This window comes from Bradyrhizobium sp. WCU1 (assembly GCF_053474805.1).
Genome location: NZ_CM130280.1, coordinates 305,521 through 323,788, shown reverse-complemented (window position 1 = coordinate 323,788; position 18,268 = coordinate 305,521). Strand labels below are relative to the sequence as shown.

The following is an 18,268-nucleotide window of genomic DNA, read 5'->3' as shown; positions in this document are numbered from 1 at the left end:
CCCATGGGAAACGAGAGCTTTCTGTCGCTGTCGGAACTGAATGACCGGATCGCGATCCTGCGCGACAATATCCGGCAGTTGATCGAACAGGCCGCCGGCGCTGCCGGCGCCGAAGTCGAGGAGCGCATCGCCGAACGGCTTGAACAGCAGAATGAGGAGCTGGAAAGGCTCCTGAAGGCGCGCGACGCGCTGCCGGGGCAATAGTCCGCAGGACGGATTAACGAGACATCGCGCCGCCGCCGCGCATACGCCCATACGCCCGGCGCAGCTTGATCTCGGCAAAGACCTCCCGTTACTAGGCTTCAATCCAGAACAGCCGGGGAGCGAGCAGCACGATGGGACCATTGCAGGGTATCAAGGTCGTCGACATGACGACCGTGCTGATGGGACCCTACGCCACGCAGATGCTCGGCGATTACGGCGCCGATGTCATCAAGGTGGAATCGCCCGACGGCGACGTGACGCGGCAGATCGGTCCGACCCGGCATCCCGGCATGGGCCCGGTGTTCCTCAATACCAACCGCAGCAAGCGTTCGGTCTGCCTCGACCTGAAGAAGCCCGCGGGCCGCGAGGCCGTGCTGCGGCTGATCGCGAAGGCCGACGTGCTGGTCTACAACGTGCGCCCGCAGGCGATGGCGCGGCTGCAGCTCGACTACGACGTCGTCGCCAAGGTCAATCCGCGGCTGATCTATGCCGGCGTGTTCGGCTTCGGCCAGGACGGGCCGTATGCCGCAAAGCCCGCCTATGACGATCTGATCCAGGGCGCCACAGCGCTGCCGGCGCTGATGGCGCAGACCTCGGACGGCGTGCCGCGCTACGTGCCGAACGCGCTGGTCGACCGCATCGTCGGTCTCACCGCGGTCGGCGCGATCTGCGCGAGCCTCGTGCATCGCGACCGCACCGGGCAAGGCCAGCGCGTCGACATTCCGATGTTCGAGACCATGGCCGGCTTCGTCATGGGCGACCACATGGGGGGGCTTACTTACGATCCGCCGCTCGACAAGGGCGGCTATGCCCGCCACCTCTCGCCGGACCGGCGGCCCTACAAGACGCTGGACGGCTACATCTGCGTCATCGTCTACAACGACAAGCAGTGGGAGAACTTCTTTAAGGCGACCGGCCGCGACGATCTGCGCAGCGACCCGAAATTCGCGACCTTCGCCGGCCGCGCCACCAACATCGACGTGGTCTACGCCGAGCTCGCGCGCATCCTTGAGACCAAGACCACCGCCGAATGGAACGCAATCCTCGAGCAGGCCGACGTGCCTGTGATGCCGATGCACGATCTCGAGAGCCTGCTCGAGGACCCGCATATGGTCGCAACCGGTGTCTTCCCCGTGATCGATCATCCGACCGAGGGCCGCATCCGCAGCATGACGCCGTCGGCACGCTGGTCGGAGACCAAGGTGGAGCCGAGCCGGTTGGCGCCGCGGCTCGGCGAGCATAGCGTGGAGATCCTGCAGGAGGCAGGTTTCTCGACCGAGGAGATCGCGGCGATGCTGCGCGAAGGCGCCGCCAGAGCGGCGCAGGCATAGGAGCACGACAGATGGACTTCGCACTCTCCGCCAACCAGGAATCGATCCGCGACGCGGTGGCAAAAATCTGCTCGCGCTTTGACGAAGCCTATTGGCTGAAGAAGGACAAGGAGGGCGGCTATCCGGCCGACTTCCACCGTGCGCTGGCCGATGCCGGTTGGCTCGGCATCTGCATACCCGAGGAGTATGGCGGCTCCGGGCTCGGCATTACCGACGCCGCGATCATGATGCGCACGATCTCCGAATCTGGCGCGGGCATGTCCGGCGCGTCAGCCGTGCACATGAACGTGTTCGGGCTCAATCCTGTCGTGGTGTTCGGCACCAAGGAACAGTGCCAGCGCATGCTGCCGCCGATCATCGACGGCCGCGACAAGTCCTGCTTTGCCGTCACCGAGCCCAACACCGGCCTCAACACCACGCAGCTCAAGACCCGCGCCGTGCGGCAGGGCGACAAATACATCGTCAACGGTCAGAAGGTGTGGATCTCGACCGCGCAGGTCGCCAACAAGATTCTGCTGCTCGCCCGCACCACGCCGCTGGAGGAGGTGCGCAGCCCGACCCACGGCCTCAGCCTGTTCTACACCGATTTCGACCGCAAGCGGGTCACCGTGCACGAGATCGAGAAGATGGGCCGCAAGCCGGTCGATTCCAACGAGCTGTTCTTCGAGAATTTCGAGATCCCGGTCGAGGACCGCATCGGCGAAGAGGGGCGTGGCTTCGAATACATCCTGCACGGCATGAACCCCGAGCGCATCCTGATCGCGGCCGAAGCGGTCGGGCTCGGCCAGATCGCGCTGAAGCGGGCGTCGGACTACGCCAAGGGCCGCATCGTGTTCAACCGCCCGATCGGCATGAACCAGGCGATCCAGCATCCACTGGCGAAGTGCTGGATGGAGCTCGAGGCGGCCTGGTTGATGGTGCTGCGCGCCGGCTGGCAGTATGACCAGAACCTGCCGTGCGGCCCCGCGGCGAACTCGGCGAAATATCTCGCGGCGGAAGCCGGCTTCCACGCCTGCGAGCAGGCGGTGATGACCCATGGCGGCTTCGGCTATGCCAAGGAGTACCACGTCGAGCGCTACTTGCGGGAATCGCTGATCCCGCGCATCGCGCCGATCAGCCCGCAACTCATCCTCAGCTTCATCGGTGAGAAGGTGCTCGGCCTTCCGAAGTCGTATTGAGATGATGAACCAATTTCTCCACTCGTCATTCCGGGACGCGCGTAGCGCGGGCCCGGAATCCATACTCACGATGGTGGTTATGGATTCCGGGCTCGCCGCTTCGCGTCGCCCCGGAATGACGATGGAGAGGGTGGAGACAAAATGAGCTTCGTCACCGGCGTCGGCCTCACCTCCTACGGCAAGCATGAGGGCCTGTCCTCGCTCGACCTGATGAGCAAGGCGGCCGAGCTTGCGATCGCGGATGCCGGGCTGAAGCGCGCCGAGATCGACGGCATCCTGTGCGGCTACTCCACGGTGTCGCCGCACATCATGCTGGCGACCGTATTCGCCGAGCATTTCGGCATCCGCCCGTCCTATGCCCATGCCGTCCAGGTCGGCGGCGCCACCGGGCTTGCCATGACCATGCTGGCGCATCAACTCGTCGATGCCGGCGTGGCGAAGCACGTGCTGGTGGTCGGCGGCGAGAACCGGCTGACCGGGCAGAGCCGCGACGCCTCGATCCAGGCGCTGGCCCAGGTCGGGCATCCCGACTACGAGGTCACGCTGGGGCCGACGATCCCGGCCTATTACGGCCTGGTCGCGACGCGCTACATGCATGAATATGGCCTCACGCAGGAAGACCTTGCCGAGTTCGCCGTCTTGATGCGCAAGCATGCGCTGACCCATCCCGGCGCCCAGTTCCACGAGCCGATCACGGTCGCCGACGTGATGGCCTCCAAGCCGGTGGCGATGCCGCTCAAGCTGCTCGACTGCTGTCCGGTCTCGGACGGCGGCGCCGCCTGCGTGATCAGCCGCGAGCCGACCGGCGACCGGCGGGTCCGCGTCCGCGGCTGCGCCCAGGCGCACACCCATCAGCACGTCACGGCCGCGCCCGCGCTGAGCGAGCTCGGCGCCGAGATTTCGATCGCGAAGGCGAAGGCCGCGTCTGGCGTTGCGATTTCGGACGTGCGCTACGCCGCGGTCTACGACAGCTTCACGATCACGCTCGCGATGCTGCTGGAGGACCTCGGCCTCGCCGGACGCGGCGAGGCGGCGGCGCGGGTGCGTGCCGGCTATTTCAACGGGGACGGCGAGATGCCGCTCAACACCCATGGCGGCCTGCTCAGCTACGGCCATTGCGGCGTCGGCGGCGCGATGGCGCATCTCGTCGAAACCCATCTGCAGATGACCGGGCGCGCCGACAATCGTCAGGTGCGGGACGCCTCGGTCGCGCTGCTGCACGGGGACGGCGGCGTGCTGTCGTCGCATGTCAGCATGTTCCTGGAGCGCGTGCGATGAGTGAACCGATTGCTGACTGGACCAAGGGTGCGGAAACCATCGTCTATCAGACCTGCAACGCCTGCGGTGCGCGACAATATTTCCGCCGCAGCTTCTGCGCGGCTTGCGGCTCGTCCGATCTCAGGGAGCATCGCGCGAGCGGGGCAGGGACGGTGTATGCGACCTCGCTGGTCTGCCGGGCCGCGACGCCGGAGACCCGGGCGCATGTGCCCTACAACATCGTGCTGGTCGATACCGACGAGGGCTTTCGCATGATGGCCCATGGCGACAATGACCTCGCCATCGGCGACAAGGTTTTGGCGCGCTTCACGCCGTTCGCGGGACGGCTGGTTCCATATTTCGCAAAGACGAAATGAGGGGCTGAACGATCCAGTCAGAACGCGAAACCAGGCTGAATTGGTTCGCTCCCGCCCCCCAGTTGCGGATACTATCGCCAGTAAAGCAACAAGCTGGCGATGACGAGCATCGCCGTCACCGCCAGCATTTGCGCAAGCGCTTCCGAGGCCGCCCTCTTGGTGGCTTCCTTCATGCGTTTTCCCCTAGACTTGGGCGTGACTCATCGTTGCGCCGCGAGCGCGCAGGACGGCCAGATTTTTCTACTCGGAACACCCCGCGTCGAGCATTCGCTCTGATGAGTCCCCACTCAGCGAATATCGACTGTGGCAGGGTTGTCTTTGAATGCGGCGGCAATTTGACTCGCGCGTGTTGCTCCTGCGACGGAGGCCCGTTACTGTTTCGGAACCCGACAGAAACGACAAGATCAAGGTTAGGAAATGGCCCGTATCGACTATTCCGATCCCGCGAAGGCAAGCCCGCGCACCCGCGAGATCCTCGACAAGAACCGCAACGCCAATATCTTCCGCATGATGGCGCACTCGCCGAGCTACTTTGAGCAGTACTGCCGGCTCGGCGGCGCGATCCGGCACAAGGGTGAGCTCGATCCGATCGTGCGCGAGCTTGCCATCACGCGCACCGGCATTCTCTGCGAGGCGCCTTACGAGATCGTCGCGCACAAGCGCATCGGCAAGAATGTCGGCGTGACCGACGAGCAGAACGCAGCGCTCGACGACTGGCAGTCCGCGACCTGCTTCGACGAGGTGCAGCGCGCCGCGCTCGCCTTCACCGACGAGATCGTCAAGCTGAAGAAGCCGACCGACGTGACCTTCAAGGCGATCGCGGCGAAGCTGACGCCGGCCGCCTTGATCGAGCTGCAGCTCTCGGTCGGTTTCTACATCATGACGTCGAAATTCCTGGAGACGTTCGAGATCGACATGCAGCCGGTAACGGAAGTGGTGAGCTGATCCTTGCTTCGCCTCTCCCCGCAAGGGCGGTGCGAGGAAGCAGAAAGACCTACCCCGACGTCAGCAGATCGACCTTCGCGTTCGCCACGATCAGCCGCTCGGCGAGGATCTGCGCGAGGTTGCGCATGATCCGCTCGCCGGCACGCGGATGCTGCTCCCGGAAGCGCTCGAAATCCGCAATCGACACTTCATAGGCGGTCGCCGACATGTCGGCCACCACGTCGGCCGAGCGCTTCGGCTCCAGCAGCGCCATCTCGCCGAACGCCATGCCGGCGGTCAGCGTTGCGAGCCGAATGCCGTCGGGCAGGGTGACGTGGACCACGCCGCTGCGCAGAAAGAACAGTGAGGCTGCCTCGGTGCCCGCGGTGACGATCTTTTCATTCGGCCGGTAGGTCCTGACCGCGCAGAGCAAGGCGAGATCGGCGATCTCAGCTTCGCTCAATCCGGCAAGCAGCGGCTGCTCGGCAAGCTCCGTGGTCTCGAGGAAATCGATCGAGCCGCCATAGCGGTAGACGATCTGGTCTTCCGCCCACTCAATCGCGGTGTCGAGCAGGTAGAAATCCCTGATATTGCCGAGCCGGTTGGTCCATTCGCTGATCGTGGTCCATTCGCGTGAGGTTCGCTTGATGCCGGACAGGATCACGGTGACGCCGAGCTCGGCCAGCTCCTGGAAGGCCTCTGAAACCAGCCTGGCGCCGGCGCGCGTCGTCGCGGTGACGCGGCGCAGGTCGAAGATCACGAACTCCGGCCGCGGGCTGCCGGCGAGGCGGCGCGAGACATAGTCGACGTTGGAGAGCGACAGCGTGCCGACCAGTTCGATCACGCGCACCTCTTGGAAGTGCCTGGCCAGGATCTCCTGTTCCTGCGGCCGCCGCACCCGGCGAGACGGGTTCTTGCCGATATTGTAGTCGGCGATGATGCTGTGGCGGGCGTCGTCGCTGCGGTTCAGCATGTGCAGGTCGTAATGCGCCGACAGCGTCTTGCAGACCTTGATGCCGCGTACGCTGTTGCCGTGCTTGTCGAGCTTCGGCGAGTAGCTGCCGAGTCCGAGCCGCGCCGGCAGCGCCGCCAGGATGCCGCCGCCGACGCCGCTCTTGGCGGGGATGCCGACGCGGTAGATCCATTCGCCGGCGAAGTCGTACATGCCCGACGAGGTCATCACCGACAGCGTGCGCGCGATCGCGTAGGGCGTCACCACCTGTTCGCCGGTCAGCGGGTTGATGCCGCGGTTGGCGAGCGTCGCGGCCATCACGGCGGTGTCGCGCGCGGTGACGAGGATGGCGCATTGCCGGAAATAGACGTCGAGCACCGCAGGCACGTTCTCGGCGATCACGCTGTTGGTGCGCAGGAGATAGCCGATCGCCCGGTTGCGGTCGCCGGTGGCGCTCTCGGAGGCGTAGACCGCCTCGTCGACGTCGAGCTCGCGGCCGGCAAAGCGGCCGAGCGCGTGGCGGATATAGTCGAACGCGCCGTCGCCCTTGTCGGCATGGAGCAGGCCGGAGCAGGCGATCGCGCCGGCATTGACCATCGCATTGAACGGATGGTTGTCGGCATTGAGCCGGATCGAATTGAAGGGGTCGCCGGACGGTTCGACGCCGATCACGCTCTCCACCCGCTCGGCGCCCAGGGTGTCGAGCGCCAGCGCGAACACGAAGGGCTTCGACATCGACTGGATGGTGAAGGGCACGCGGGTGTCGCCGACCTCGTATACATGGCCGTCGAGCGTCGCCAGGCTGATGCCAAAATGGGCAGGATCGGCCTTGCCGAGCTCCGGGATGTAGTCGGCAACCGCACCGCCGGTCTCGGTGAGGAACTCTGCGTAACAAGTGTGCAGAAACCGGAGCAGCGGCGGCTGCGAGTGGGCCCAGTTGACGGTGCTGGCGGTGACGGGAGGAGGCGATCGTTTCATCGCCTGCTGTTGTGCAACGCAATCAAGGCGCGCGCAACCGAGCGCGCGTCGGTGTCAGCTGTGAATAGCCCGGGCCGCCGCGAACCGACGGTTGTCGATTTTCGAACAGACGTTCACAAAACGAGCGGTTGCTCGGATTTTGTCTCATCATACGAAACTTTTTGACGAGGAATGTTTCGAAAGCGAAACGGCATGCGACGCCGCTGCGACTCCCGGAGGAACCGCCGTCGAGGATATGCCATTTGGGAATTTGGTCCGCGCGGGATGGCGGGACCGCCGCCGTCAAGTCTCCACGATCGCGATTGCCTGGCCTTCGGCGATGACATCGTCGATCTTGACCAGAATCGTCTTGATTTTGCCTGCTGTCGTCGATGTGACCGGAATCTCCATCTTCATCGCCTCGACGAACGCAATCTCGTCGCCATTGCCGATGCTGTTGCCGGCTTCAACAGGAAGCGCGCAAACGCGCCCGGCAACTTCGGTCACAACCTTGATCTCTGGCATTCCACTCTCCGATACCGTCTTGCGGAAATTTCATCCGGCGAACGGCTTTTTGTTGTGGCGGCAGATTGCCTGAGGTAGCTTCATCTGCAAGTGGAATTTTATTCCGCAAGACGGAATGGAGCCAAACAAGATGGGACGGCGCTCGGAACGGCTTAGCCGGCAGGGAATGCTCGCCAGCGAGACTGGCGATAGCGATGTCATCCAGGTGGTGTCGCGCGCGTTTGATGTACTGCGGTGTTTCGAGGGGCATGAAGCCCGGCTCGGCAATCTCGAAATCTCGAACCGTTGCGGCCTGCCGCGTTCGACGGTGTCGCGCTTGACGCACACCCTGACGCGGATGGGACAACTCGTCTATCTGCCGCGTGATCAGAAATATCGCATCGGACCGAGCGCGGTTGCGATGAGCACCTCGATGATGAAGGGGCTGCAGCTTCGCAATCTGATCCGGCTGCGTTTGCAGGATGTCGCCGATCAGTTGCCCGGCACGGTGGGCTTCGTGATCCCCGACCGCTTTCAGCTGGTCTATCTGGAGTTCGCCCGCGCCGCGAATGCGCTCGGGCTGCACGAAGCCACCGGCAGCCGCATCTCGATGGCAACCACCGCCGCCGGCCATGCCTATACCGCGGCGCTCGATCCCGCGGTCGGTGATGCGCTGATCGCAGAGATGGAAGGCGAACTGCCCGAGAGCGCCAAGATGCTGACGCCGCGCATCGCGGCCAATCGCCGGCATCTGCAGGAGCACGGCTACGTCGTCGCCTGCGGCCTGTGGAGCCCGCACATCAACGGCGTCGCGGTGCCGCTGTGGTCGCCGCAATACCAGACCTATGTGGTCGCCACGATCGGCCTGTTGTCGGCGATGTATGACGAGGCGCGGCTGCATCGCGAGGTCGCGCCGCAGATGGTCGACCTCGCCGCCGCGCTCGGCAGCCTGCTCGAAGGCGCCGACGGCGACATCTTCAGCAATCGGATCGAGCGCAAGGCGCTTCCGGTGACCACCCATAACAACAACAAAATCATCAAGACGGAGGCAATGAATGAACTGGAAGCCGGAACTCGACGACCTCGCCCGGCGCGAAGCGTTCGCGCGGGAGATGGGAGGCGTTGACAAGGTCAAGCGGCAGCGCGACCAGGGCCGGCTCACGGTTCGTGAGCGCATCGACAAGCTCGTCGACCAGAACAGCTTCCACGAAGTCGGTGCCATCTCCGGCATCGCCGAATACGACGAGAGCAACGAGCTCAAGCACCTGACGCCGGCGAACTGCGTGTTCGGCCGCGCCAGGGTCGACGGCCGCACCGTGGTGGTGGTCGGCGACGATTTCACCGTGCGCGGCGGCTCGGCCGATGCATCGATCTCCGCCAAGCCGCTGATGGCGGAGGAGATGGCGCATGACTTCCGCCTGCCGATCGTCCGCGTGATCGAAGGCTCGGGCGGCGGCGGTTCGGTGAAGACGATCGAAACCAGGGGCGCCGCCAATCTGCCCGGCGGTGTCGGCGGTACGCGCTGGTACTGGTACACGACCGCCAATCTGGCTCGGGTGCCGGTGGTCGGTCTCGGCCTCGGCTCGGTCGCGGGCCTGGGTGCCGCGCGCCTTGCGGCCACGCACTACTCTGTCATGACCAAGAACTCCGCGATGTTCGTTGCCGGCCCGCCGGTGGTGAAGCGGCTCGGTCAGGACCTGACCAAGCAGGAGCTCGGCGGCGCCGACATCCAGACCCGGGCCGGCGCGATCGACCAGGCCGTCGAGACCGAGGAGGAGGCGTTCGACTATGCGCGGCGCTTCCTGTCCTATCTGCCGGCGTCGGTCTACGATCTGCCGCCGACCATTCCCTGTACCGACGATCCGGAGCGCGCCGAGGAGTCGCTGCTGACAGCCGTGCCGCGCAACCGCCGGCAGGTCTACAAGATGCGGCCGATCATCGAGGCCGTGGTCGACAAGGGCTCGTTCTTCGAGGTCGCCGCCAATTTCGGCCGGCCTGTCATCACCGGCCTGGCGCGGATCGAGGGCAGGGCGGTGCTGCTGCTCGCCAGCGATCCGTTCCACTACGGCGGCTCGTGGACTTCGGACGCGTGTCAGAAGGTGGTTCGCTGGGTCGACTTCGCCGAGACCTTCCATCTGCCTGTGGTCTATCTGATGGACTGCCCCGGCTTCATGATCGGGCTGGAGGCGGAGAAATCCGCCACCATCCGCCACGGCGTGCGGGCGATGGCCGCGGTCAACCAGAGCACCGTGCCGTGGTGCACCATCATCATCCGCAACGCCTTTGGTGTTGCCGGCGTGGTGCATCAGCCGGCCAACCGGTTCTCGATGCGCTATGCCTGGCCATCGGCCTACTGGGGCTCGCTGCCGCTCGAGGGCGGCATCGAGGCGGCCTATCGTGCCGAGATCGACGCGGCCGCCGATCCCGCCGCCAAGCTGCGCGAGATCGAGGACCGCCTCAACAAGCTGCGCTCGCCGTTCCGCTCGGCCGAGAAGTTCTGGGTCGAGGAGGTGATCGACCCGCGCAAGACGCGTTCGCTGCTCTGTGAGTTCGCGCGCCTCGCCGAGCCGATCCGCAAGGCCGGCCCGCCGAGCAACATGTCGACGCGACCATAGGGCCGCTTCCTACTCGCTCTCGCGATGCACGTCGTGGATCACGATGCCCATGCCGTTCTCGGGCATCTTGATCCAGTCGCGCCGCTTCAGCGAGCGCTTGGTGTCCTCGTGTCCGCTGGCCCAGTGCTCGCGCATCGAGGTGCCCGAAAACTCGTGGTCCTTGGCGTCGCCCTCATAGGCCTTCTGCTGATAGATCAGTTGCAGCAGCGTGATTCCCGGCAACCGGCTATTCGCCTTCTTGAGCTGGCGCTCTTCTTCCGACAAATGGTCGTCGGGGATCTTCGATAACGCATTGTGCAGGGCGGTGCGCAGATTGTAGGTCTTGCGGTAGACGTCGGTGTTGTAGCGGGTGCGCGACGAATACATGATGTCCTTGTGGCGGGCCATCACGTCCTGGATGTCGCGCGGCAGCGCGCCGCGCGCCGAGAACAGGTCGACCTGGAACACCAGCGAATTGGCATTGTCCTCCTGGTCGAGCAGATGCTGCAGCGGCGTGTTGGAGACGATGCCACCATCCCAGAAATGATCGGTGCCGACCTTCACCATCGGCAGTGCCGGCGGCAACGCGCCGCTCGCCATGATGTGCTCGGGGATGATCTCGTCATGGGCATTGTCGAAATAGATGAAATTGCCGGACAGCACGTTCACCGCGCCGACCGCAAAGCGCATCTTCTTGGAATTGATGCGGTCGAAGTCGACCAGCTCGAGCAGCGATTCCCGCAACGGCGTGGTGTCGTAATAGCTGGTCGCGGTGCGCGCACCGGCCGGGCTGAGCCACGGATTGGTCTGATGCGGGGTGAAGAAGCCGGGCTGTCCGAGCGTCGTCGTCATCCATGAGCTGGTAAGATTGCGCGCCTTGCGGAAGATGTCGCCGTCCGGCGTATAGTGCCAGATCTTGCGGCTGGTGATGCGGTCCCAGAACGTGTGCAGCCGCTCCAGCCGCTTCGCAGGAGGGTTGCCGGCGATGATCGCCGAGTTGATCGCGCCGATCGACACGCCGCAGACCCAGTCGGGCTCGATGTTGCATTCGTGCAGCGCCTGGTAGACGCCGGCCTGATAGGCACCCAGCGCGCCGCCGCCCTGCAGAACCAGCGCCACGCGATCGCATCCTTCGGGACGCCAGCCCGGCGTCGCGTGATCGATATCGTCGTAATGAGGGGTACGCGCGTCCATATCAGAAACTCCAAAGAATTCGCGGCGAGAATTCAGGGCGGCGATGACGCCCTGATGACAGATGAGGCGCCCGCGCGCGGCGCATCCGCCATGCCTGCCTGCATGGTTAGCAACGGGCTCCGCAGCGAGACGTGCTCAGGTATGCGCAACCGAGGTCACGCTGGCGTAACAGAGGTCACGCACCTGACGGAAATCCCTCATATCGCTGTCAATCTCGGCCATTAGCTTTCACGCAATGTTTGCAAACAGGGGGTCATGCGATGCGCAGGGAAGATCTGCTCAAGCTTCCGTCGATGCCGGCTGCCGGTCCGAGCTATCCCGCTGGCCCTTACCGCTTCATCGATCGCGAATTCCTCGTCATCACCTATGAGACCGATCCGGAATTGATCCGTGCCGGCCTGCCTGAGCCGCTGGAGCCGATCGAACAGTCGATCGTGCACTACGAATGGATCAAGATGCCCGACAGCTCCGGCTTCGGCAGCTACACCGAGTCCGGTCTCGTGATCCCCGCGCGACTGCATGGCGAAGAGGTCAACTTCGTCTGCCAGATGTATCTCGACGATGATCCGCCGATCGCGGCCGGTCGCGAGATCTGGGGTTTTCCGAAGAAATACGCCCATCCAAAGCTCGAGATCGTCAAGGACACGCTGACCGGCACGCTGGAATATGCCGGCCAGCTCGTCGCGATGGGCACGATGGGCTACAAGCACGAGAGCATGGCGGGCAACGGCGACGTCACCCGCGCCACGCTGTCGAAGACGCAAGTTAATCTGAAGATGATCCCGGGCGTCGATGGTCATCTCGAAATCTGTCAGCTGGTCGCGATCAACCTGACCGACATCGTCGTCAAGGGCTCCTGGATCGGGCCGGGCCGGCTGCATCTCGTGCCGCATGTCAACGCGCCGGTCGCGGATTTCCCGGTCAAGCGCGTCATCGGCGCGCATCACTATATCGCCGACCTGACGCTGCCGTTCGGCCGCGTCGTGCACGACTACAACAAGGAAGCCGCCGAGGCGGCCGCGCCGACCGGCCTCGCTGCGGAGTAAGCGCGCCGCGCCCGCATCAGGCAGCGGCCGGCTTCGGCTCGGCCGCCGGCTTCGGTTGCGGCCGCGCGATCGCCAGCGTGATCAGCGCAGCGCAGACGCATAGCGCGCCGGCGATGAAGAACGCCGGCAGATAGCTGGAATAGACCGTGCGCGATACGCCGGCGCCGAATGCGGCCGCGCCGGCGCCGAGCTGGTGGCCGGCGAAGATCCAGCCGAACACCAGGTTGGCGCGCTCGGCGCCGAACCGCTGCGCGGTGAGGCGCACCGTCGGCGGCACGGTTGCGATCCAGTCGAGCCCGTAGAACATCGCGAACAGCGACAGGCCGTAGAAGGTGAAATCGGAGTACGGCAGGTACAGCAGCGACAGGCCGCGCAGGCCGTAATACCAGAACAGCAGATAGCGGTTGTCGTAGCGGTCCGACAGCCAGCCCGAGATGATGGTGCCGAAGAAATCGAAGATGCCCATCGCGGCGAGCAGGCTCGCGGCCTGCACCTGCGGGATGCCGAAATCGAGACACATCGGGATCAGGTGAACCTGGACCAGGCCGTTGGTCGAGGCGCCGCAGACGAAGAACGTCGCGAACAGGATCCAGAACACCGACGATTTCGAGGACTCGCGCAGCGTGCCGAGCGCGGCCGCCATGATCGGCGCATTGGCCGGCGGCGGCGCGGGGAGGGGCGCGGTGCCGTTGTCGCCGAACGGGCGCAGGCCGACGTCGCTCGGCCGGTCGCGCATCAGCATCAGCACCGCGAAGGCGGCGACGCCGAGCATGACGCAGACGAATCCAAGCGCGACGCGCCAGCCATAGCGCTCCGTGATGGTGGCGAGCAGCGGCAGGAAGGCGAGCTGCCCGGTCGCGACGCTCGCGGTGAGCATGCCGATCACGAGGCCCCGCCGCGCCACGAACCAGCGCGTGGCAATGGTTGCGCCGAGCACCAGCGCCGTCATGCCGGTGCCGATCCCGATCACCACGCCCCACAGCAGGATGAGCTGCCAGACCTGCGTCATCGCCAGCGAGGTGACGAGGCCGGAGACCACGATCAGCTGCGCTGCCAACGTCACGTTGCGCAGGCCGTAGCGGTTCATCAGCGCGGCGGCGAACGGCGCCATCAGCCCGAACAGGATGAAGCGGATCGACAGCGCCGAGGAGATTTCCGCGGTGGACCAGCCGAACTCCTTCTGCAGGGGCACGATGAAGACGCCGGGCGCGCCGACGGTGCCGGCCGAGATCAGCGCGGCGAGGAAGGTCACGGCGACCATCACCCAGCCATAATGGATGTTGCGGCGGGCGAGAGCGGAAGCGAGCCAGTTCGAGATCATTGTGGTCCGGATCAAATGCAATGAGGGTCTATTCGTGATGCGCAATATGGCACAGCGCGGCTATGTCTAAAATGGCGAAGTTCCCTCGTTTTCGGACATAGGCACGAACGGCCTCGCCGCGTCATTGCGAGCAAAGCGAAGCAATCCATCGATCCGCATGCGCGGACGCACGGATTGCTTCGTCGCTATCGCTCCTCGCAATGACGGATGCTGTCGCTTCAGTGCGTCACCCGCTCGACCGCGATCGCGGTGGCTTCGCCGCCGCCGATGCACAGCGCAGCGACGCCGCGCTTCAGGTTCTGCGCCTCCAGCGCGTGCAGCAGCGTCACGATCAGCCGCGCGCCGGTGGCGCCGATCGGATGGCCGAGCGCGCAGGCGCCGCCATTGATGTTCAACCGGTCGCGCGGAATTCTGAGGTCGCGCTGCGCCGCCATCGCGACCACCGCGAACGCCTCGTTGATCTCGAACAGGTCGACATCGCCGACGCTCCAGCCGATCTTGTCGAGCAGTTTTCTGATCGCCGGGATCGGCGCGGTCGTGAACCACTGCGGTTCATCGCTGTGGGTGGCGTGGCCCTTGATCTCGGCCAGCACGGGCAGGCCGTCGCGGTCGGCAAGCGAGCGTTTCGCCAGGATCAGCGCCGCAGCGCCGTCGGCATTGGCCGAGGAGGCCGCCGGCGTGATGGTGCCGTTAGCGCGGAACGCCGGCTTAAGGCCAGGGATTTTGGCCGGATCGACCTTCAGCGGGTGCTCGTCATTGGCGATGATGCGCGGACCGGCCTTCTCGCTGAGCGTGATCGGCGCGATCTCGGCCTTGAAGGCGCCGCTCTCGACCGCCTTGCGGGCGCGGCTCAGCGTCTCCATCGCGTAGGTGTCCTGGTCGGCGCGGGTGAACTGGTAGGCTTCCGCAGTGGCCTCGCCGAAATCGCCCATCGAGCGGCCGGTCTCATAGGCGTCCTCGAGCCCGTCCATCATCATGTGGTCGATGATGCGATCGTGGCCGGCGCGATAGCCGCCGCGGGCCTTCTGCAACAGATACGGCGCGTTGCTCATGCTCTCCATGCCGCCGGACAGCACGATCTCGGCAGAGCCCGCCTTGATGATGTCATGGGCCAGCATGGTCGCCTTCATGCCCGAGCCGCAGACCTTGTTGACGGTGGTGGCGCCGGCGGCATCGGGAAGCCTGGCGCCGCGCGCGGCTTGGCGGGCAGGCGCCTGACCCTGGCCGGCGGGCAGCACATTGCCCATGAAAACCTCGTCGATCCGCTCGGGCGCGAGCTTTGCGCGCTCCAGCGCCGCTCCGATCACATGCGAGCCGAGCTTGTGGGCGGCGAGCGGCGTGAGCTCGCCCATGAAGCGGCCGAGCGGGGTACGGGCGGCGGAAAGGATGACGACGGGATCGGCGCTGGATGCCATGGCGGAACTCCGTTCAATGCGCGGAATCTGATCAGATTATGTTTATCATATAATGCGATGCAAAAAATGCAACTGCGGCTCCCATGACAAAATGTCGTGTTCGCATGAATTGATGCGGGGATTTTTCACCCCGATCTCCGCTGTCGTCCTGGCGAAAGCCAGGACCCATAATCACAGGGCTGTGTTGTGGAGTGGGCTGCGGCCCCAGGGTCGCACGGCAATTCGCATTGGTGGTGATGGGTCCCGGCCTTCGCCGGGACGACGATGTGGATGGTTCTCGATTCAAGATGTCGAACAGGTGGTGTCATCACCCGCGAAAGCGAAGGCGGGTGATCCAGTATTCCAGAGACGGTTGTGCTTGAGCCGAGAGGCCGCGGCGTACTGGATCGCCCGGTGACGGGTGTAGGAGGTAATAAGATTGCCTCCACGCGTCGTCACTGCGAAGGGCGCGCTGCGGTGGGCTGGGCTGCCTAAATGAGCGCAGGGGCGCCTAGGCGCCGGAGCGTGGCCGGCACATACGGGCCGGCCATCAATAGCGGCCACCGTCGCGCTTTTGCTGCGTGAGCCATTCCGACAGGGTTTTCGTTTTCGGTGCTGGATCGCGGGACGGGCTTCGTCCAATGTTGCCGGAACGCGTCGACCGAAGCTCGATCGATTCAGTTTTCATGGTTGCAGCCGCGGATGCGGTCGATCTATCCGCAGCTTCCTTTTCGAGGCGCAGCTTCTTCAACCGCGCCATCTTGTCCCGCTCTGCCTCGGTTTCAGCCGTGTCGGATAGCAGCGCCTTGTGGTGAGCAGCCTCTGCCGAACCCAGCACGCCGATAATCGTGGTCTCGCCCAGCGCCTTGCAGGCCTCGAGCCGATGCAATCCCTCGAGCAAGACGAGCCGGCTCTCATCCGGCCGAACGAGGATCGGAACTTGTTGCCCAATTTCCAGAATGCTGGCCGCTATCTCTTGAACGACCTCAAGCCTGAGGGTCTTCCTTTTCTTCAAGGGAACGTAGATCTGATCGATTGGAAGGCTTTCCGGGCCAGGCACGCTGTCACTTCCTCCTCAGGGGCGATCCAAAACAGGTTCAAGGATGCAGCGCTACGCCGTGGCTGGAACCTTGTAAATCGGAGCGGGGGCCTCAAGCGCTCGACTTCATGCCCTAATCCGACCGCCAGGCGCCGAGCAAGAATCGCCGCTTCGGCGCGGAGCCTGCCTGCTTCTGCATGTCGGGCAGATCGACGGCATAACGCTTCATCGCTAGCCGGATTGCGATCCCGATGATCACAAAGGGCGTCACGTAGATCGCGAAAACTTCGAAGGCCGTCATGGTGTCCTCCGCGGTCTCGGACAGGCATTGTAGCACATCATCGCACGGGGCGGAGCAGACGGATGCTCCGGCAGCGCGTGCCGGTGGGCAGTGCAACACGCCGCTACCACCGCGCATGGCCGCATGCGGCGGCTTCGATTGACACGGACACCGTCGGCGTTACGTTCCGGAACAGGGAATTTTCCCAAGAGAATCAACATCCGCAATCAAGACCCAGAAGAACCAAGAAAAGGGCAGGACACGCCGTGACACGCGTCATCGCGTCGTGAGCGGGACCACGCGGACCTCCGCGCTCGCACCGTTTCGCATCCGCAGCTATCGCTTCCAATGGCCGTCCGATCTGCTCACTTCCTGGGCGTTCGAGGTCGAGACGCTGGTGCTCGGCTGGTACATCATGGTCGAGACCGGCTCGGTGCTGCTGCTGACCGTGCTGGCCTCGCTGCAATATGTCGGCACGCTGGTGGCGCCCGTCGTCGGCATGATCGGCGATCGGATGGGGCATCGCGATCTCCTTGCCGTGATGCGCTTTGCCTATACGGCGCTGGCCGGAACCATCATGACGCTGGCGCTGACCGGGCACCTGGCGCCGGTGAACGTCATGATCATCGTCGCGATCATGGGGCTGATCCGCCCGTCGGACCTCGGCGTGCGCGGCGCGCTGCTTGCCGACATCATGCCGCCCGAGCAACTGGTCGGCGCCATCAGCCTGGCGCGCACCACGCAGGACTCGGCACGCATCGCCGGCGCCTTGACCGGGGCGGGATTGTTCGCCGCACTAGGCATCGGCTATGTCTATGTCGGGATCGCCGGTTTCTATTTCATTGCCGCCATCCTGATGCTGTGCATGAGCCGGCCGAAGTCGCACGGCGCTGTCGATCAGTCCGATATCGACCTGCCGGGCTCGAAACTGCTGCGCGACCTCAAGGAGGGCATCGTATATGCCTGGAGCGGCCCGGGCATGCGCGCCGCGCTCTGCGTCGCCTTCCTCGCCAACCTCACCGCGTTTCCGCTGACCAACGGTCTGTTGCCCTATGTCGCGCGCGACATCTTCCACACCGACCAGACCGGCCTCGGCTATCTCTCCGCGAGCTTTGCGGTCGGCTCGCTGATCGGCTCGATCACGCTCAGCATGGCCGGCGGCGTGCGCATCGCGCGGCTGCTGATCGGCGCGACGCTCGCCTGGTACGCGATGCTGCTGGTGTTCGTCGAGCTCCGCACCATGCCGGTGGCGATGGCGTGCCTGGTGCTCGCCGGCATCGCGCAGAGCATGTCGATGATCTCGGCCGCGGTGATGCTGATGCGCAATGCCAGCGCACATCTGCGCGGCCGCGTCATGGGCGTGCGCATGATGGTGATTTACGGCCTGCCGCTCGGCCTGCTCGCGGCCGGCAGCCTGATCGATCTGATCGGCTACACCGCGACCGGCACGCTGCTCGCCGCCGCCGGCTTCATCGCGATGCTGGCGATCGCCGTGCACTGGCGGGCCGATCTCTGGCCGGTGCATGCGCCGGCGAATGCGAGGTGAGGGATGAAGCGAAGCGATTCCGGGGAATTAGTTCCGCATGTCGCTGCGCTCATGCGGGCTACAAGATAGCTCACGAAGTGAAGCGATGATCACTGGTAAAGACATCGTCAAGTACATCATCTGGGTGAGCTTTGTTCTAACGATTCTCGCCCTTTGCGTGACGTTCTTGC

17 protein-coding genes are annotated in these 18,268 nt (G+C 64.7%); 10 read left to right on the top strand and 7 right to left on the bottom strand.

Going from position 1 to position 18,268, the window contains the following annotated elements; all coding sequences use genetic code 11:
- Nucleotides 1-3 precede the first annotated feature (3 nt).
- The 6 genes from ACTUWL_RS01610 to ACTUWL_RS01585 all read left to right on the top strand — a co-directional run bounded on the left by ACTUWL_RS01610 (nt 4) and on the right by ACTUWL_RS01585 (nt 5,292).
- Nucleotides 4-204: a hypothetical protein gene (locus tag ACTUWL_RS01610; protein ID WP_021081076.1), complete on the top strand. Its 201-nt coding sequence runs from the start codon at nt 4-6 to the stop codon at nt 202-204.
- A gap of 131 nt (nt 205-335) precedes the next feature.
- Entirely contained in the window at nt 336-1,535 is a 1,200-nt protein-coding gene (locus tag ACTUWL_RS01605) for a CaiB/BaiF CoA transferase family protein (protein WP_021081075.1), read from the top strand.
- An 11-nt stretch (nt 1,536-1,546) separates the two neighbouring features.
- A complete protein-coding gene (locus ACTUWL_RS01600; RefSeq protein ID WP_021081074.1) occupies nt 1,547-2,713 on the top strand; it encodes an acyl-CoA dehydrogenase family protein in 1,167 nt (388 codons plus the stop codon).
- Nucleotides 2,714-2,854: 141 nt separating this feature from the next.
- Nucleotides 2,855-3,991: a thiolase family protein gene (locus ACTUWL_RS01595; protein WP_021081073.1), complete on the top strand. Its 1,137-nt coding sequence runs from the start codon at nt 2,855-2,857 to the stop codon at nt 3,989-3,991.
- Nucleotides 3,988-4,347 carry a Zn-ribbon domain-containing OB-fold protein gene (locus ACTUWL_RS01590; protein WP_021081072.1) on the top strand — a complete coding sequence of 120 codons (360 nt, stop codon included), beginning with the start codon at nt 3,988-3,990 and terminating at the stop codon, nt 4,345-4,347. Before ACTUWL_RS01595 ends, ACTUWL_RS01590 begins: the two co-directional genes overlap by 4 nt.
- A gap of 417 nt (nt 4,348-4,764) precedes the next feature.
- A complete protein-coding gene (locus ACTUWL_RS01585) occupies nt 4,765-5,292 on the top strand; it encodes a carboxymuconolactone decarboxylase family protein (protein ID WP_021081070.1) in 528 nt (175 codons plus the stop codon).
- Between the two features lie 49 nt (nt 5,293-5,341).
- Here ACTUWL_RS01585 and glsA read toward each other — a convergent pair whose 3' ends face one another.
- Both glsA and ACTUWL_RS01575 read right to left on the bottom strand, forming a co-directional pair.
- The gene (gene glsA, locus ACTUWL_RS01580; RefSeq protein WP_021081069.1) at nt 5,342-7,201 is read right to left on the bottom strand and encodes a glutaminase A; all 1,860 of its coding nucleotides are present in this window, start codon (nt 7,199-7,201) and stop codon (nt 5,342-5,344) included.
- 282 nt (nt 7,202-7,483) lie between these two features.
- Complete coding sequence (locus tag ACTUWL_RS01575) at nt 7,484-7,705, bottom strand: acetyl-CoA carboxylase biotin carboxyl carrier protein subunit (protein ID WP_021081068.1); 222 nt, start codon at nt 7,703-7,705, stop codon at nt 7,484-7,486.
- A 130-nt stretch (nt 7,706-7,835) separates the two neighbouring features.
- Between ACTUWL_RS01575 and ACTUWL_RS01570 the strand changes: the two genes are divergently transcribed.
- Nucleotides 7,836-8,810 carry an IclR family transcriptional regulator gene (locus ACTUWL_RS01570; RefSeq protein WP_021081067.1) on the top strand — a complete coding sequence of 325 codons (975 nt, stop codon included), beginning with the start codon at nt 7,836-7,838 and terminating at the stop codon, nt 8,808-8,810.
- Nucleotides 8,740-10,299 carry an acyl-CoA carboxylase subunit beta gene (locus ACTUWL_RS01565; RefSeq protein WP_035652724.1) on the top strand — a complete coding sequence of 520 codons (1,560 nt, stop codon included), beginning with the start codon at nt 8,740-8,742 and terminating at the stop codon, nt 10,297-10,299. The genes ACTUWL_RS01570 and ACTUWL_RS01565 overlap by 71 nt, the downstream gene beginning before the upstream one ends.
- Nucleotides 10,300-10,308: 9 nt before the next feature.
- Here ACTUWL_RS01565 and ACTUWL_RS01560 read toward each other — a convergent pair whose 3' ends face one another.
- A complete protein-coding gene (locus tag ACTUWL_RS01560) occupies nt 10,309-11,472 on the bottom strand; it encodes a patatin-like phospholipase family protein (RefSeq protein ID WP_021081065.1) in 1,164 nt (387 codons plus the stop codon).
- Nucleotides 11,473-11,732: 260 nt separating this feature from the next.
- On the opposite strand from ACTUWL_RS01560, the gene ACTUWL_RS01555 reads away from it, so the two are divergent.
- Nucleotides 11,733-12,518, top strand: a complete 786-nt coding sequence (locus tag ACTUWL_RS01555) for an acetoacetate decarboxylase (protein ID WP_021081064.1) — start codon at nt 11,733-11,735, stop codon at nt 12,516-12,518.
- A 16-nt stretch (nt 12,519-12,534) separates the two neighbouring features.
- On the opposite strand, the gene ACTUWL_RS01550 is transcribed toward ACTUWL_RS01555, so the two are convergent.
- The 4 genes from ACTUWL_RS01550 to ACTUWL_RS01535 all read right to left on the bottom strand — a co-directional run bounded on the left by ACTUWL_RS01550 (nt 12,535) and on the right by ACTUWL_RS01535 (nt 16,573).
- On the bottom strand, nt 12,535-13,839 hold the full coding sequence (locus tag ACTUWL_RS01550; RefSeq protein ID WP_021081063.1) for an MFS transporter: 1,305 nt from the start codon (nt 13,837-13,839) through the stop codon (nt 12,535-12,537).
- A gap of 218 nt (nt 13,840-14,057) precedes the next feature.
- Complete coding sequence (locus tag ACTUWL_RS01545) at nt 14,058-15,254, bottom strand: acetyl-CoA C-acyltransferase (protein ID WP_021081062.1); 1,197 nt, start codon at nt 15,252-15,254, stop codon at nt 14,058-14,060.
- Nucleotides 15,255-15,783: 529 nt separating this feature from the next.
- Nucleotides 15,784-16,293 (bottom strand): ParB N-terminal domain-containing protein, encoded by a 510-nt coding sequence (locus ACTUWL_RS01540; protein WP_021081061.1) that lies wholly within the window; start codon nt 16,291-16,293, stop codon nt 15,784-15,786.
- 112 nt (nt 16,294-16,405) lie between these two features.
- A complete protein-coding gene (locus tag ACTUWL_RS01535) occupies nt 16,406-16,573 on the bottom strand; it encodes a hypothetical protein (RefSeq protein WP_021081060.1) in 168 nt (55 codons plus the stop codon).
- Nucleotides 16,574-16,838: 265 nt separating this feature from the next.
- Here ACTUWL_RS01535 and ACTUWL_RS01530 point away from each other — a divergent pair, with 265 nt between their 5' ends.
- Nucleotides 16,839-18,098 (top strand): MFS transporter, encoded by a 1,260-nt coding sequence (locus ACTUWL_RS01530; RefSeq protein ID WP_021081059.1) that lies wholly within the window; start codon nt 16,839-16,841, stop codon nt 18,096-18,098.
- Nucleotides 18,099-18,268: the final 170 nt, after the last annotated feature.